Annotated in this window: 13 protein-coding genes; 7 read left to right on the top strand and 6 right to left on the bottom strand. The window is 75.1% G+C overall.

The window, feature by feature from the left end:
- The coding region (locus AAHZ94_RS14375) for an FHA domain-containing protein (RefSeq protein WP_349993261.1) at nucleotides 1-871 on the top strand (871 nt) is incomplete at its 5' end.
- Here AAHZ94_RS14375 and AAHZ94_RS14370 read toward each other — a convergent pair.
- Nucleotides 852-989, bottom strand: coding sequence for a hypothetical protein (locus tag AAHZ94_RS14370; protein WP_349993260.1), 138 nt, complete (start codon nucleotides 987-989; stop codon nucleotides 852-854). The two genes, AAHZ94_RS14375 and AAHZ94_RS14370, sit on opposite strands and share 20 nt — an antisense overlap.
- A 110-nt stretch (nucleotides 990-1,099) precedes the next feature.
- Here AAHZ94_RS14370 and AAHZ94_RS14365 point away from each other — a divergent pair, with 110 nt between their 5' ends.
- Nucleotides 1,100-2,302 (top strand): sensor histidine kinase, encoded by a 1,203-nt coding sequence (locus AAHZ94_RS14365; protein ID WP_349993259.1) that lies wholly within the window; start codon nucleotides 1,100-1,102, stop codon nucleotides 2,300-2,302.
- 169 nt (nucleotides 2,303-2,471) lie between these two features.
- Here AAHZ94_RS14365 and AAHZ94_RS14360 read toward each other — a convergent pair whose 3' ends face one another.
- Complete coding sequence (locus AAHZ94_RS14360) at nucleotides 2,472-2,990, bottom strand: DinB family protein (RefSeq protein WP_349993258.1); 519 nt, start codon at nucleotides 2,988-2,990, stop codon at nucleotides 2,472-2,474.
- Between the two features lie 237 nt (nucleotides 2,991-3,227).
- On the opposite strand from AAHZ94_RS14360, the gene AAHZ94_RS14355 reads away from it, so the two are divergent.
- Both AAHZ94_RS14355 and AAHZ94_RS14350 read left to right on the top strand, forming a co-directional pair.
- A complete protein-coding gene (locus tag AAHZ94_RS14355) occupies nucleotides 3,228-4,124 on the top strand; it encodes an MHYT domain-containing protein (protein WP_349993257.1) in 897 nt (298 codons plus the stop codon).
- Nucleotides 4,125-4,424: 300 nt separating this feature from the next.
- The gene (locus AAHZ94_RS14350) at nucleotides 4,425-5,066 is read left to right on the top strand and encodes a response regulator transcription factor (protein WP_349993256.1); all 642 of its coding nucleotides are present in this window, start codon (nucleotides 4,425-4,427) and stop codon (nucleotides 5,064-5,066) included.
- 43 nt (nucleotides 5,067-5,109) lie between these two features.
- Here the strand turns inward: AAHZ94_RS14350 and AAHZ94_RS36450 are convergent, their stop codons facing one another.
- Nucleotides 5,110-7,725, bottom strand: coding sequence for a DHA2 family efflux MFS transporter permease subunit (locus AAHZ94_RS36450; RefSeq protein WP_502964671.1), 2,616 nt, complete (start codon nucleotides 7,723-7,725; stop codon nucleotides 5,110-5,112).
- A gap of 341 nt (nucleotides 7,726-8,066) precedes the next feature.
- Between AAHZ94_RS36450 and AAHZ94_RS14335 the strand changes: the two genes are divergently transcribed.
- The 3 genes from AAHZ94_RS14335 (at nucleotide 8,067) to AAHZ94_RS14325 (ending at nucleotide 10,771) form a co-directional block, all read left to right on the top strand.
- A complete protein-coding gene (locus AAHZ94_RS14335) occupies nucleotides 8,067-8,705 on the top strand; it encodes a class I SAM-dependent methyltransferase (protein ID WP_349993255.1) in 639 nt (212 codons plus the stop codon).
- Nucleotides 8,706-8,841: 136 nt separating this feature from the next.
- Nucleotides 8,842-9,780, top strand: a complete 939-nt coding sequence (locus AAHZ94_RS14330) for an N-acetylmuramoyl-L-alanine amidase (RefSeq protein WP_349993254.1) — start codon at nucleotides 8,842-8,844, stop codon at nucleotides 9,778-9,780.
- Between the two features lie 157 nt (nucleotides 9,781-9,937).
- Nucleotides 9,938-10,771: a hypothetical protein gene (locus tag AAHZ94_RS14325; RefSeq protein ID WP_349993253.1), complete on the top strand. Its 834-nt coding sequence runs from the start codon at nucleotides 9,938-9,940 to the stop codon at nucleotides 10,769-10,771.
- Nucleotides 10,772-10,863: 92 nt separating this feature from the next.
- Here AAHZ94_RS14325 and AAHZ94_RS14320 read toward each other — a convergent pair whose 3' ends face one another.
- The 3 genes from AAHZ94_RS14320 to AAHZ94_RS14310 form a co-directional block, all read right to left on the bottom strand.
- Entirely contained in the window at nucleotides 10,864-12,147 is a 1,284-nt protein-coding gene (locus AAHZ94_RS14320; protein WP_349993252.1) for a hypothetical protein, read from the bottom strand.
- Between the two features lie 202 nt (nucleotides 12,148-12,349).
- On the bottom strand, nucleotides 12,350-13,450 hold the full coding sequence (locus AAHZ94_RS14315) for a prenyltransferase/squalene oxidase repeat-containing protein (RefSeq protein ID WP_349993251.1): 1,101 nt from the start codon (nucleotides 13,448-13,450) through the stop codon (nucleotides 12,350-12,352).
- The gene (locus AAHZ94_RS14310) at nucleotides 13,447-14,328 is read right to left on the bottom strand and encodes a class I SAM-dependent methyltransferase (protein ID WP_349993250.1); all 882 of its coding nucleotides are present in this window, start codon (nucleotides 14,326-14,328) and stop codon (nucleotides 13,447-13,449) included. Before AAHZ94_RS14310 ends, AAHZ94_RS14315 begins: the two co-directional genes overlap by 4 nt.
- Nucleotides 14,329-14,404: the final 76 nt, after the last annotated feature.

Genomic DNA, 14,404 nt, shown 5'->3' with positions numbered 1-14,404 from the left:
GGGCCCTCACAGGGCCTCGGTCGGGCCCGGGCCGGCGGGGGGGGCCCCCGCCCCCGGCCGCCCCCCCCCCCGGGGCGCCCCCGGGGGGCGGGCGCCCCCCCCCGGCGCCCCGGCGCCGGCCGCGCCCCGGCCGTTCCCGGACGCTCCGGGGCAGGGCCCCGGAGGTGCGCCGGGCGGGCGTCCGCCGTTCCCCGGCGAGGGGGAGTTCCCGGGCGCGGCGCCGCCGCAGCCGGGCCCTCCGCCCGCCGGTCCCCCGCAGCCGGGCCCGCCGCCGTTCCCCGGTCAGCCGGGCCAGCACGGGCAGCCGGGTCAGCACGGGCAACCGGGCCCGCACGGTCAGCCCGGCCAGCCGCCGGCCGGTCCGCCGCAGGGCCAGCCCCCGCAGGGTTCGGCGCAGCCCGCGGGCGGCTACCGGCCCGACGGCGGGTACCAGCAGGGCGGTCCGGGCGGCGGCCAGCCGTCGGCCGGCAACTGGGTCGCGGTGATCGCGCCCGACCGCGAGTACTTCATGGCGATGATGACCCGCAGCGGCCCCGAGGCCGCCGGGCTCAACCTGCCGGCGTACTCGCCCGAGCAGCAGTTGCCGCTCTCCGGCAGCCAGATCACCATCGGTCGCCGCCGGCACAGCACGGGCGAGGCCCCGGACATCGACCTGTCCCGACAGCCGGAGGACCCGGGCGTCTCGCACCAGCACGCGGTGCTGGTGTCACAGCCGGACGGGGGCTGGGCCGTGGTGGACCAGGACTCGACGAACGGCACCACCATCAACGGTGGTGACGAGCCGATCCAGCCGTACGTACCGATCCCGCTCCAGGAGGGCGACCGGGTGCACGTCGGCGCCTGGACGACGATCACGGTGCGCCGGGGCTGACCCCCCGGCCCGGGGGGGGGGGGGGGGGGCGGGGGGCCGGGAGCGACGGACGGTCGACGTACGGGCGGACGACGCGCGAGTGGTCGACGCCCGGGCGGCCGAGGTAGCTGGACGGCACGACAGGGCACGGGACTGGACAACACGGGACTAGACAGCACGGCACTATGCGGGTGCGCGCGCGTACGTGTGGGTGTGGGCGGTGAAACGGAGAGGGCGGGTGTGGGTGGGATGGGGTTGCGGGAGTGGGCCGGTGCCCGGTGGGAGCGGCGCGCGGGGCGGGCCGGCACGGACCCGGACGGGGTGCCGGACGACGGGCCCAGCGAATGGCTGCTGATTCCCTGGCTGCTGTTGGCCAGCGGGGCGGCGGCGGACGTGTGGGAGGGGGAGGTGTCGCCCCGCTGGCCGGCGGCGGTGGGCCTGGTGTCGTTCGCCGCGTGCTACGTCGCGGTCGTCTTCGTCGGGAGTACGTCCGCGCCGGCCAGGCGCCGGACCGCGACGCTCCTGCTGCTGCCGGCCGCGGCGCTGGCCACCGCGCTCGGTGCCGGGTACGGGGGCAACTGGCTGACGCTGTTCTCGCTGCTGTCGCTGGCGACCGGGGTCGCGGTACGGGCGCCACTGGTGCTGCCCGCGCTGCTGGCCGTGGTGGCCATCGGGGTGCTGAGCGCGGCGCGCAGCGGGCACACCGACCAGATGCTCACCGTCGCGTACTCCGCGCTGCTGTCCGGCGGGGTGGTCGCCGTCATCCGGCGGCTCGTCGCCACGGTGCACGAACTGCACGGCACCCGGGGCGAGTTGGCGCGGTCGGCGGTGGAGCAGGAGCGGTTGCGGTTCTCCCGGGACCTGCACGATCTGCTCGGGCACACCATGTCGGTCGTGGTGGTGAAGGCGGAGGCGGTCCGCCGGCTCGCGCCGCGCGACCTCGATGCGGCGCTCGCCCAGGCCGCCGACATCGAGGCGGTCGGCCGGCAGGCGCTGACCGAGATCCGCGAGGCCGTCGCCGGCTACCGCGAGGGCAGCCTCTCCACCGAACTCGGCCGGGCCCGCTCGCTGCTCGACGCCGCCGGCATCGAGGCGGTCGTCCGGCAGTCGGCCCCGCCGCTGTCGGCGCAGACCGAGGCGCTGCTCGGCTGGGTGGTGCGGGAGGGCGTGACCAACACGGTCCGGCACAGCGGCGCGACCCGCTGCGAGATCGACCTCCACGTGGGCCCCGACCTGGTGCGGCTGAGCATCGTGGACGACGGGCAGCGCGCCGCGGCGCGGGCCGGGACGGAGCCGGACGAAACGCCGAAGCGGCCGGGCGGCGGCACGGGGCTCGCCGGCCTGGCGGAGCGGCTCGCGGTGGCCGGCGGCGCGCTGCGCTGCGGCCCCGACGGCCGCCGCGGCTTCCGACTCACGGCGGAACTCCCCGTGGACGGGGACGAAGCACCGTAGGAGCGTGGTGGTGCGGGGACGGCGCCGTGAGTTACGGCGGGGCGGAGACGGCCCGGACGCGTCCGGCCGACGGCGTCCGTTGCCCGCCGCGTCCGGTCCCCGGCATCCGGGCCCGTCGGCCGCACCCGCCCCGTACCCGCCCCGCGCAAGCCGCCCACCCCGGCACCGGTCAGTAGTAGCCCTTCTCGCCGTCGAGGAGTTCCCTGATGGTGTCCAGGTGGCCCGCGTGCCGGGCGGTCTCCTCGATGAGGTGGAAGAGCATCCACCGCAGGCTCGCGTCCTTGGCCTTGAGGTGTGGGGCCCGGCCCGTGTCGTCGAGCGCGTGGGCCTCGATGATCTCGTTGGAGATCGCGCACTGCTGCTCGTACGCGGCGACGAGTTCGGCCAGCGGTACGCCGGCCACCCGCATCTCGGCGCTCGCCGGCGCAGCGGCCGCGGCCCGCGGGCCGCGCGGCGGGCGGCTGAGGAAGACGTGCTCGAACCAGAGGTGTTCGACCCAGGTCAGATGCGCGACCAGGCCGGCCACGGTCATCAGCGGCGAGGTGGGGAGCAGCGACCGGTGCGCGTCCTCTTCCGAGAGCCCGGCGGCCTTCCAGTGGATGATCGCGCGCTGCATGTCGAGCCAGCCGATCAGTTGGGTCCGCTCGTCCGCGGTGTAAGGGGGGCGCTCGCGTGGAGGTGACGTCATGGCCGCCGACGCTACCCGGGGCGGCGCCCCACCCGCATGACGTTTTCCTGCTAGTCCGCCTGGCCCGGATGGCCGGGGGTGCCAGACAGGGTGTGGAGCGTGCGCGTGAGGGGTGTGGCCTGTCCTGAGGCCGAGAGGGCCGGGACGCGGTGGGCGGCAAGAGTGTCCGAATCACCGGATTAGTATCCCCTTCACAGCATCTCCACGATTTTTGCAGAAGGAACAGAGGGCCGCACGATGCAGGGCACGATCGACGGGTTCAACTACGGCATGGCGACGCCCGTTGCGGGCTATGTGATGGCCTGCCTCGGCAGCGCACTGGGGTTGCGCTGCACCGTGCGGTCGCTCGCGACCGGGCGGACCCGCAAGCCCGGCTGGCTGGCCCTCGGCGCCGCGTCGATCGGATGCGGGATCTGGACCATGCACTTCATCGCGATGCTCGGCTTCCAGGTGAGTGAGACCGTCATCTCGTACGACGGCACGCTGACCTTCCTCAGCCTGCTCGTCGCCGTACTCGTCGTCGGCGCCGGCGTCTTCACCGTCGGCTACCGGGGCACGCGGCCGGTCCCGCTGCTCACCGCCGGTCTCTTCACCGGGCTCGGCGTCGCCGGCATGCACTACCTGGGCATGGCCGCCATGCAGATGGACGGTTCCCTCACGTACACGCCCGGCATCGTCGCGCTCTCCGTGCTCATCGCCATCGTCGCCGCGACCGCCGCCCTCTGGGCCGCCGTCTCCGTCCGCGGCTTCCTCGCCAGCCTCGGCGCGAGCGTCATCATGGGCATCGCCGTGACCGGCATGCACTACACCGGCATGGCCGCCCTCGGCGTCCAGGTCGCCCACGACGCCCACGCCGCCCACGCCGCCTCCGGCAACAACTCCGCCGCCCTCGACGTGCTGCCGCTGCTCATCGGCCCGCTCGTCTTCCTCATCGTGGCGGCCACCATCGTGATGCTCGACCCGATGCTGATCATGGGTGACGACGAGCCCGCCGCCAGGCGCGCCCGCCGCGTCGACATCGGCTCCCCCCAGGCCGGGCTGGGCTCCGCCAACAACGGGGGCGTCGCCAGCAGGAACCCGGGGCGCGAGTTCTCGGCCCAAGGCGATTACCTGGCTGGTCGCCAGGCCCGGTGAGGACCCAGGCCGAGATCCGCACGGAGCCGGGTCGTCGAACCGGGCGCCGACCAGGTCGACCAGGACCAGGAGTGGCGTTGCCCGTTCGAATCGGATGGCCTTGCCGCCAGCCGGGTAGCGGGTGCCCCAACGCGGTGCGAACCGGGCGACGCGGAACGGCCCACGGCCGCCCCCGTCGGTGACGGCACGCCGCAGGTGCGGGGAGGTGTCGCTGGCGTCCGCGATGTCGCAGATCAGACTGGGCCCGTACAGGGGCCGCGCGGTGACCTGCGGGACTCCGTGGCAGATAGCGTTGACGTCATGGACGTTGACGCCATGGACGATGAGGGCGGGGCGGCCACCCGGGTGTTGCTCGCCGAGGACCAGGGCATGTTGCGCGGGGCGTTGGCGCTGCTGCTCGGTCTTGAACCGGATCTCACGGTGGTGGCGCAGGTGGCCGCCGGTGACGCCGTCGTCGCGGAGGCGCGGCGGACGCGACCCGACGTGGCGCTGCTCGACATCGAACTGCCCGGCCTGAGCGGCCTGGACGCGGCGGCGGAACTGCGCGACCGGCTCCCGCAGTGCCGGGTGCTGATCCTCACCACGTTCGGCCGGCCCGGCTATCTGCGGCGCGCGATGGAGGCCGGTGCGTACGGGTTCCTCGTCAAGGACGGGCCCGTGGAGGAGTTGGCGGCGGCGATCCGCCGGGTGCTCGCCGGCGAGCGGGTCATCGATCCGGCGCTGGCCGCCGCCGCGCTCAGCGCCGGCCCCAACCCGCTCACCCAGCGCGAGCGCGACGTGCTGTCCGCGGCGGCCGACGGCGCGACCGTCGCCGACGTCGCCGCCCGCGTCCACCTCTCCCCCGCGACCGTCCGCAACTACCTCTCGGCCGCCATCGGCAAGACCGGCACCCGCAACCGCATGGAAGCGGTCCGCACGGCCCGCCAGAACGGCTGGCTGTAGGCGCGCGCCGCACGCCGTGCCCAGGCGCGCCGCACGCCGCGGCTCAGGTGCGCAGGTACGAGGCGCCGTTGAGGTCGAGTACCGTGCCCGAACTCCACTGGGCCTGGGGGGAGGCGAGCCACAGGACGGCCGCCGCGACCTCCGCCGGCTCGGCGACCCGGCCGAACGGGCTCTGCGCGCGGATCGCCGCGCCCTCGTCGCCGGTCAGCCGGTGGGCGACCCGGTCGGTCGCGATGAATCCGGGCGCCACCGAGGCGACGGCGATCCCGTACGGGGCGAGGGCGACGGCCAGTGACTGGCCGAGCGCGTGCACGGCCGCCTTCGTCGCCCCGTACGCCGGGTGGTCGGGCTCGCCGCGGAAGGCTCCGCGCGAACCGATGTTGACGATCCGCCCGCCGTTGCCCTGCTCGATCATGCGCCCGGCGGCGAGGTGGCTCAGGCCCGCCGTGCCGAGCAGGTTGACGGCGACGTGGGCCCGCCAGGCGGCCGTCCACTCGTCGTAGCCGGTACGGGCCGGCGGGTGCGGGGTGTTCACGGCCGCGTTGTTGACCAGGACGTCGAGCCCACCGAGCGCGGCGACGGCCCCGTCGAACAGTTCCCGCGGCCCGTCGGGCGCGGCGAGGTCGGCGCCGACCAGGGCGTGCCCGGTTCCGGCGAGCGCGGCGAGGGTGGCCGCGGCCTCCGCGCGGCGCGTCCCGTAGTGCACCACCACCCGGTCCCCGTTGGCCGCGAAGGCCGTCGCGAGCGCCCGCCCGAGCCCGCGCGAGGCCCCACTGACGAGCACCCGCCGCCCGACCGCGGGGAAGGCGGAGGCGTCCGGGGTGGTCGGGGCAGCCAGTGTGCTGGAAGTGGCCGGAGCACTGCACACGGCCGGGGCGGCCGATGTGCTGGAAGCGGCCGGCGGGGTCGGGGCGTCGGTCATGGTGGCTCTCCTCGTCGTGGTGCGGCGGTTCGTGCGGCGGTTCATGCGTGCGATGGCACCGCACCGTGCGGTGCGGTGCAGCGCGGTGCGGCGCCGGTCGTGGGGGCTTCGCGGCGCCCGGCCCCGCCCCCCCCCCGCCCCCGCGGGGGGCGGGTCCGCGGGGGCGGCCGGGGCCGTGGGAGCGGGAACGGCGGGGGTCGCGGGGGCGGGGGCCGCGGAGCCCTCGTCGGGCGCGCCGTCCGCCACTGCACCGTCCGCCACCGCGTCATCCGCCGCCGGCTTCGCCACCCGGGGCGCGGGCATCAGCCCGACCAGGGCCGTGGCCAGCAGCAACACCACCGCGGCGACCAGGAACGCCCGGCCGTACCCCTCCGTCAGGGCGTCCGCCGAGCCGCCCCCGATGGCCTCGGTGCGGTCGGCCGAGACCGTCACCAGGATGGACAGGCCGAGGGCGCCGCCGATCGTGCGCGAGGTGTTGAGCAGGCCCGAGACCACGCCCGCGTCGGTGACGTCGACGCCCGAGGTGGCCGCGGCCGTCAGCGGGGTCATCATCAGGCCCGCGCCGAAGGACATCAGGACGCCGGGACCCAGGATCGTGGTGAAGAACGAGCCGTCCACGTCCATCGTGCTCTGCCAGCAGAAGCCGGCCGACGCCACCAGCCCACCGGCCAGCGTGAGCAGCCGCGGGTCCACGCCGCGCGCCATCAGCTTGGGCGCGAGCTGCGCCCCGACGATGATCGAGATGGTGTGCGGCAGCAGTGCGAGCCCGGTGCGCACGGCGCTGTAGTCGAGGACGTTCTGCATGTAGAGCGACAGGAAGTACCACATCGCGAAGAAGCCGATGCCGCAGACCAGCAGCACCAGGTTGGCCGACCAGACGGAGCGGATGCGGAACAGCCGCAGCGGCACCAGGGGCTCCGCCGACCTGGACTCCACGGCCAGGAAGGCGCCGAGCGCGAGCAGCCCGCCGAGCAGCGGTACGAGCGCCTCCGGCCCGCTCCAGCCGTACGTCTCGGTCCGCGCGATCCCGTACGCGACGGCGCCCACGCCGAAGGTGACGAGGACGGCGCCCGGCAGGTCGAGCGGGCGGCGGGAGGCCGTCGCGTGCTTGCCGGTCAGCGAGACGGCCGCGGCGGCGAACACCAGCACCCCGATCGGCACGTTGATCAGCAGCACCCAGCGCCAGGACAGGTAGTCGGTGAGGACGCCGCCGATGAGCCCGCCGGCCGCGCCGCCGCCGATGCCGACGGCCATCCACAGCCCGATGGCGCGCATCCGCTCGGGGCCCTCGGGGAACGAGGAGGTGATGATCGTCAGCGTGGACGGTGCGAGGGTGGCCGCGCCCACGCCCTGCGCGGCCCGGGCGGCGATGATCTGCCAGGGCTCCTGCGCGATGCCGCCCGCGAGGCTGGCCGCGGTGAACACGGCGAGCCCCACGAGGAACACCTGTTTGCGCCCGAACAGGTCGGCGGCCCGGCCGCCGAGCAGCATGAACCCGGCATAGGTGAGGGTGTACGCGTTCGCCACCCACTGGAGGTCGTCCGCGTCGAGACCGATCCCCTTCCGCATGGAGGGCAGCGCCACATTGACGACGGAGACGTCGAGCACGACGAGGAATTGACCCGCGCACGCCGCGAGGATCACCGCCCAGGCGAGCGGTGTCGGCCGCGCGGGGGCGGGGGCCGGGACTTCGGCTGCGGCGGGACCGCCGGCATCTGTCTGCGACATGCCAGTCATGCTGGCAGCGGGGCGCCCTCCTGCCCCCGGGCGCCCACCGCGAGCCGGGCCCCACCAGGTCGAGTTAGGGGGCCGGGGACGGCCGGATAGGGGTCACACCGGGGTACGGCGCACGCCCCTCGGCGCCTGCGCCGCGCCACACTGCCCCGCCCCGCCCCGTACGGCCGCCCCGTACGAGGGGAGCGCCGGCCGCCGGACGCCCCGCGCAGCCGTGCCCGCGGGAGGCGGCAGAGCCGCAGAAGCAGTAGAAGCAGTAGAAGCAGTAGAAACAACAAGAACAGCAATAACGGCAGCAACAGCAAGAACAACAGCAGCAACAGCGGAAAGCAGAGGAACGAGCCATGTCGCCCACGTCGGAGATAGTCGCCGCATTTTCCGCGGCCAAGGGGTTCATGCCGGTGGACGAGGGGCTGGCCCTGTACGCGGCGGCCGAGGAGGCGGGCGCGCTGCGGCTGCCGCTGCTTGAGGTGGGCACCTACTGCGGGCGCTCCACGCTGCTCCTCGCGGCTGCCGCGCGGGCGGCGGGCACGGTGGCCGTCACCGTCGACCACCACCGCGGCTCGGAGGAGCAGCAGCCGGGCTGGGAGTACCACGATCCGTCGCTGGTCGACCCGGTGGTGGGACGGATGGACACGCTGCCCACCTTCCGCCGCACGCTGCACGCCTCCGGCCTCGAAGAGCACGTCATCGCGGTCGTGGGGCGCTCCCCGCAGGGCGCCGCGGTGTGGGGCGGCCGGCTCGGGCTGGTCTTCATCGACGGCGGACACACCGACGAGCACGCCGGCGGCGACTACGCGGGCTGGGTTCCGCACCTCGCGCCGCAGGGACTGCTGGTGATCCACGACGTCTTCCCCGACCCGGCCGACGGCGGCCAGGCGCCGTACCGCATCTACCGGCGGGCCCTGGAGTCGGGCGCGTTCGCCGAGGTGTCGGCCACCGGGTCGCTGCGGGTGCTGCGCCGTACCGGCCCGGGCATCTGACCCCCACGCCCGCGCGCGGGGGCGAGACGGGGGCTGTGCGGCGGGCCGAGCAGCCGTAGGGCGACGTCTGCGGACGCATCATCCGAATACGCCCCGCCGCGCACCGGGAAGCCCCCGGCGGACTACCATCGCCCGCGTGTCGAACGGCAGTTTCCCCCCCACACCACGCCGGCTCGGCGGCACCCTCGTGATCGTGCTGGCCGTGCTCGCGCCCGTCTGCTTCGCGGGCTGGCTCGTCTGGCGCTCGCTGGACGAGGACGGTACGGAGGCCGCCGGCGACAAGCCGGCCGCCGCCACGGCCACCTCATCGCCGTCGCCGGCCGGTGGCGCACCGCGGGAGAAGCCCGCCGACTCGAAGCCGGGACAGTCGCCGGAGCGCACGCCCGACGGCGGGCGCGCGTTGCGGGGCAAGGTCGTGGTGATCGACCCGGGGCACAATCCCCGCAACCGCGACCACACGGCCGCCATCGCCCGCACCGTCGACGTCGGCACCCACCGCAAGGAGTGCGACACCACGGGCACGGAGACCAACGCCGGATACGCCGAGGCCGCCTTCACGCTCGACGTGTCGCGCCGGGTGCGGGCGCTGCTGACGGAGCGCGGCGCGACCGTACGGCTCACGCAGGACGACGACCGCCCGTACGGCCCGTGCGTGGACGAGCGGGCCGCGATCGGCAACGAGGCGCGGGCCGACGCCGCCGTCTCCGTCCACGCCGACGGGGCGGGCCCCGGCCAGCGCGGGTTCCATGTGATCTTGCCCGCGTCGGTACGGGACGGCGGGGCGGACACGTCCGCCATCACCGGCCCCTCGCGCCACCTGGGCGAGCGCCTGGTGCACGGCTTCTCGACGGCCACCGGAACCGCCCCCGCCAATTATCTGGGCGGCGGCGAGGGGCTGACGGTCCGCGACGATTTGGGCGGACTCAACCTCTCCACGGTTCCCAAGGTGTTCATCGAGTGTGGCAATATGCGCGACTCAAAGGATGCGGCGCTGTTGACCGATGGACGGTGGAGACAGCGGGCGGCACGTGGTATCGCCGACGGCATTACGGACTTCTTGCGCGGGACGCGGTAACGGCCCGGTTGAGCAGCCGTAACGGTCGCTCCCGATCGGGAGCACCCGGCCGATTCGGCGGTAGGTTCACCCGTACGATGGGGGGCCGCCCCCACGCCCTCGCACCGCGCGTCCGGCGATAGCGACGACATCAGACGAGACCGACAGAGGAACTTACGTGAACATCCGCTCCCTCACTAGAGGCGATGGCGTGGTGATCGGAGCAGCGATTTTGCTGTTCATCGCCTCCTTCCTTGACTTCCTTGCCGTCGAATGCCCGTCGGGCGCGCCGTCCTCGGCCTGCTCGTCCTGGAACGGCTGGAGCTCCGACTTCGCGACCACCACGGCCGGCATCTTCATCCTCGGCGTGGTCGGGGCCGCCCTGGTCGTCGTCTCGCACCTGCTGCCGCAGCGCAACCTGTTCGGTCTGACGCTGGAGCAGTGGGGGACGGCGTTCGTCGTCGCCGCGGCGTTCAGCTCCACCTGGACGATGCTCTTCAGCCACCCGGACGGCCTGGAAAAGGGCCCCGGGCAGATCATGGGCTTCATCGTGCTGCTGGTGCTGGCCGCCGCCACCGTGGTGGGCTCGCGCCTCCCCGCCCTCAAGGCCCCGCTGATGGGCGCGGCCTCGCCGCAGCCCGCCGCCCCCTACGGCGGCCAGCCGGGCCAGGTCGGTCAGCCGGCCGGTGGCTACGGCTACCCGGGCGGTGCCCAGCAGGGTGCGGCTCCTTCCCCGTACGGTGCGCCGGCCGCCGGCCAGCCCTCGTACGGTGGGCAGCCGGGTGCCGCGGCTCCGGCTGCGGCGGCCGGCGGGGAGTTCGCCCCGTTCTGGTTCGCCGTCCCGGTGGCGCGTCCGCTGTACGCGGAGGACGGCTCGGCCACCCCGATCGCCGAGCTGGCGCCCGGCACCTGGTACCTGGCGGTCGAGCAGCGCGGGCAGGCGCTCGTGGCGCAGACGCAGGACGGCCGGCGCGGCGTCCTCCAGGACACCACGGGCATCCAGCGCGGCTGATCCCCGGTCGTCGCCGAAAGGCATCCGTCGGCCCCCGTCCCATCCGGACGGGGGCCGTCGCCGTGTCCGGGGCCGGCCCGCGGCCCCGCCCGTCATCCGTCGCCCGGCTGGGCCCCGTCCGGGAGGTAGCGCCGGACCTTGCGGCTCGGGTCGGCGGCCAGTCGGGCCGCCTCGCGCGCCACTGCCTGCGGGTCGAGCACGCTCAGGGTGCGCCACGCTTCGGCCCGGACGCATGCCGTGCGGTGCGTGGTGAAGGCGCGTACCCGCGGCACGTCGCAAGCCGCCCCCAGGTCCGCGAGGCCGCCCAGGGCGCCGATGACGACCGCTTCCGGCGGCGGGTCTGCGGCGAGCGCGTCGCGGTAGACCTGGGGGGCCAGGTCGGTGAGGCCGCGGGCGTACAGGGTGGCGCGGGCGTGGTAGCGGACCCGGGCGTCGCGGTCGAGCATGGCGCGGCGCAGCGCCCCTTCGCCGTGCGGCTGGCGGGCCCGGGCGCGGAGGGCGCGCAGCCGGATGCGGGGGCTGCTGCTCTCTTCCAGGCACGGCAACAGCGCGTCCTGTTCGGCCGGGGTGAGCCGGGCCGAGGTGGCCACCCGGGCGGCCCATCGCCACAGCGCCGGGTCCCGCGTCGCGAACGCGGTCCTGATGGCCGCGACCGGATCGACCCGGGCCAGCCACCGCAGACAGCAGGCGCGCAGCGCGGGGTCCTCCGAGCCGGCCCCCCGCCACAGCGCCTCCGTCCCGCCCCGGTCGAGCAGGTCCGCCACGACGGTCAGCAGCGGGCCGGCCCTGCGGCGCCGGCCCAGGTGGTCGAGCAGGGGCAGCGCCTCGACGAGGAAGGGCACGTGTTCCGCGGTGAGCCGGGGGGCCAGCGCCTGCTGGGCGAGGTCGCGGACCTCCGTGACCGGGTCGTTGAGCCGCAGCAGGAGGAAGGGGACGGGGAAGGCGCCCGGGGCCTCGGCGAGTTCGGCGACGCCCGCTTCCCTCGCGTATCCGGACCGGTCGAAGGAGAGCAGGGCCGCCAGTGCCGGGCGGTGTTCGACGGGCCCGGCCCCGCTCAGCGCCCGCCCGTCGAGCAGGGCGCCCAGCCCGAACGAGGCGATGCCGTAGCGCCGGCTGCGGTAGTCGGCCTCAAGGCGCAGCACTTCCGACGGCGTCGCCCCGCGCAACAGGCCGGCCACGCGGCGGGCCGCCCGGTCCGGCTCCTCGTCCCACCCGAACAGGGCCCGCACCAGGGAATCCACCAGCAGCGACCGCTGGAACCGCCCCGCAGAACTGGACACCACCTGCGTCCGCCCCCGTCCCCTGTCGTTGCGCTCGGCCCGCTTGCCGGTGCGCTCGGCCCGCCCAGTGTTGCCGGCGGGACCCGGTTGTTCCATCTCGTTTATCCGGGGGCGGGGGTGGGCGAGTCCGGTGCGGGCGCGCTCCCCTCGCGCGGCCCCGTCGGTCACGTGGGAGGGCGAGCCGGCGAGCGGGCTGCCCGCCGGTGTCGGCGCGAGGTACGGGGGCGGAGCAGCCCAGGGCCCGGGGGCGTCGGGGCGAGACAGCCCGGGTTCGGGGGCCGCCCCCGCCCCGTACCGTTCAGCAGCAGTCGGGCGCGAGCCCGGTGGGCAACTCCGTGCCGCCGAAGACGGCCGTCGTGGCCGGGTCGCCGCCGAGGGCCGCCACCGCGAGGAGCAGCGAACCCGCGGTCCAGGTGGTGAGTTCGCGGGGCCAGATCGTGTCGTCGTCGAAGACGTAGCCCGTCCAGTACAGGCCGTCGGCGGCGCGCAGGTGGCCGATGGCGCGCAGCACCTGCACCGCCCGCTCCACGTCGCCCATCGCCCAGAGGGCCAGGGCGAGTTCGCAGCTTTCGCCGCCGGTGACCCACGGGTTGGGGGACACGCAGCGCACCCCGAGGTCGGGGACGACGAACCGGTCCCAGCCTGCGGCGATGCGCTCGGCGGCGGCGGTTCCCGTGAGGGCGCCGCCGCGCACCGGGTAGTACCAGTCCATCGAGTAGCGGCTCTTGTCGAGGAAGCGCTCGGGGTGCTGGCGGATCGCGTGGCCGAGCCAGCCGAGCGCCAACTCCCAGTCCGGTTGCGGGTCTTCGCGACGCTCGGCGATGGCGAGCGCGCAGCGCAGCGCCTGGTAGATGGAGGAGCAGCCGGTGAGCAGGGCGGCCGGGCGGACGACGCCGCCCTTCTCGGGCGCCTCGCGCTTCCAGCCGATCTGCCCGCCGGGCGCCTGGAGGGCGAGGACGAACTCGATCGCCGCGTACACCGTCGGCCACATCCGGTCGAGGAAGGCGTCGTCGCCGGTGGCCAGGTGGTGGTGCCAGGCGCCGACCGCGACATAGGCGCAGAAGTTGCTCTCCTTGCCGCGGTCGGTCGCGCGGTCGGCGGCGACCCCGTCGGGCGTGTCGGGGTAGGCCGCGTACCAGGAGCCGTCGGCGTTCTGGTGCCTGGCCAGCCAGTCGTACGCGGCCCCGGCGCGCTCGTGTTCGCCCGCCGCGTCCAGCGCCATGGCGGTCTCGACGTGGTCCCACGGGTCGAGGTGGTGGCCGCGGAACCAGGGGATGGCGCCGTCCGCGCGCTGCACGGCGAGGATGCCGGCGACGGTGACCGCGGCCTGTTCTGCGGTGAGCACGCCGGGCAGCACGAGCCGCTCGGTGCGCCCGGGTCCGCGACCGGCGAGGGTCACGGGCCCTCCTCGGGCGCGACGGGGGCGGCGGGAGCGGCGGTCGGCGCCGTCTCGGGGGCCGGCGTCTCGGTGACCGGCGCCTCGGTGGTCAGCGTCTCACCGGTCGGCGTCCCGGTGCCCGCCGTGTCGGTGGCCGGTGTCTCGGCGGGGAGCAGGCCCGTGGGGGCGTGCGGCTTGGTCGCGTACGCCACGAAGCTCTTGCCGATGAGCGGGTTGAGCGCGCTCTCGGCGAGCCGGGTGGCCCGGGGCTTCTTCATGATGTCCCAGACCAGCAGCTTGTGGTACGCGCGGACGGGCAGCGCCTTGTCGTTGTCGACGCCGAAGGCGCACTTGAGCCACCAGTACGGGCTGTGCAGGCCGTGCGCGTGGTGGGTGCCGTACGGGCGCAGTCCGGCCTCCCGCATCTTGTCGAGCAGTTCGTCGGCGCGGTAGATGCGGATGTGTCCGCCCTCGACCTCGTGGTACGCGTCGGACAGCGCCCAGCACACCTTCTCGGGGCCGTAGCGGGGCACGGTGACCGCTATCCGGCCGCCCGGGCGCAGCACCCGAACCATTTCGGCGAGTACGCCCTTGTCATCCGGGATGTGCTCCATGACCTCGGAGATGATCACGACGTCGAAGCTGTCGTCGGGGAAGGGCAGCGCGAGCGCGTCGCCCTCCAGGGCGGTGGCGGTGGCGTGGGCCGGGGCCTCGCCCGCCTCCCGCATGGCGCCGAACCAGCGGGCGACCTCGCGGATCTCCTCGCCGTTGCGGTCGAGCGCGACAACGTGCGCGCCGCGCCGGTAGCACTCGAAGGCGTGCCGGCCCGCGCCGCAGCCGAGGTCGAGCACCCGGTCACCTGCGGCGAGCGGGAAGCGGGAGAAGTCGACGGTCAGCACGGGGGCGGCCCTCTCTTTCCTTCAGGGGGTGGTGCGTGGTGGGGGTGGCTCCCCGGGTCGGTGGTCGGGCCGGGCG

The organism is Streptomyces sp. HSW2009 (assembly GCF_040240285.1).
Lineage (GTDB): Bacteria > Actinomycetota > Actinomycetes > Streptomycetales > Streptomycetaceae > Streptomyces.
This window is presented reverse-complemented; position numbering and strand designations above follow the sequence as displayed.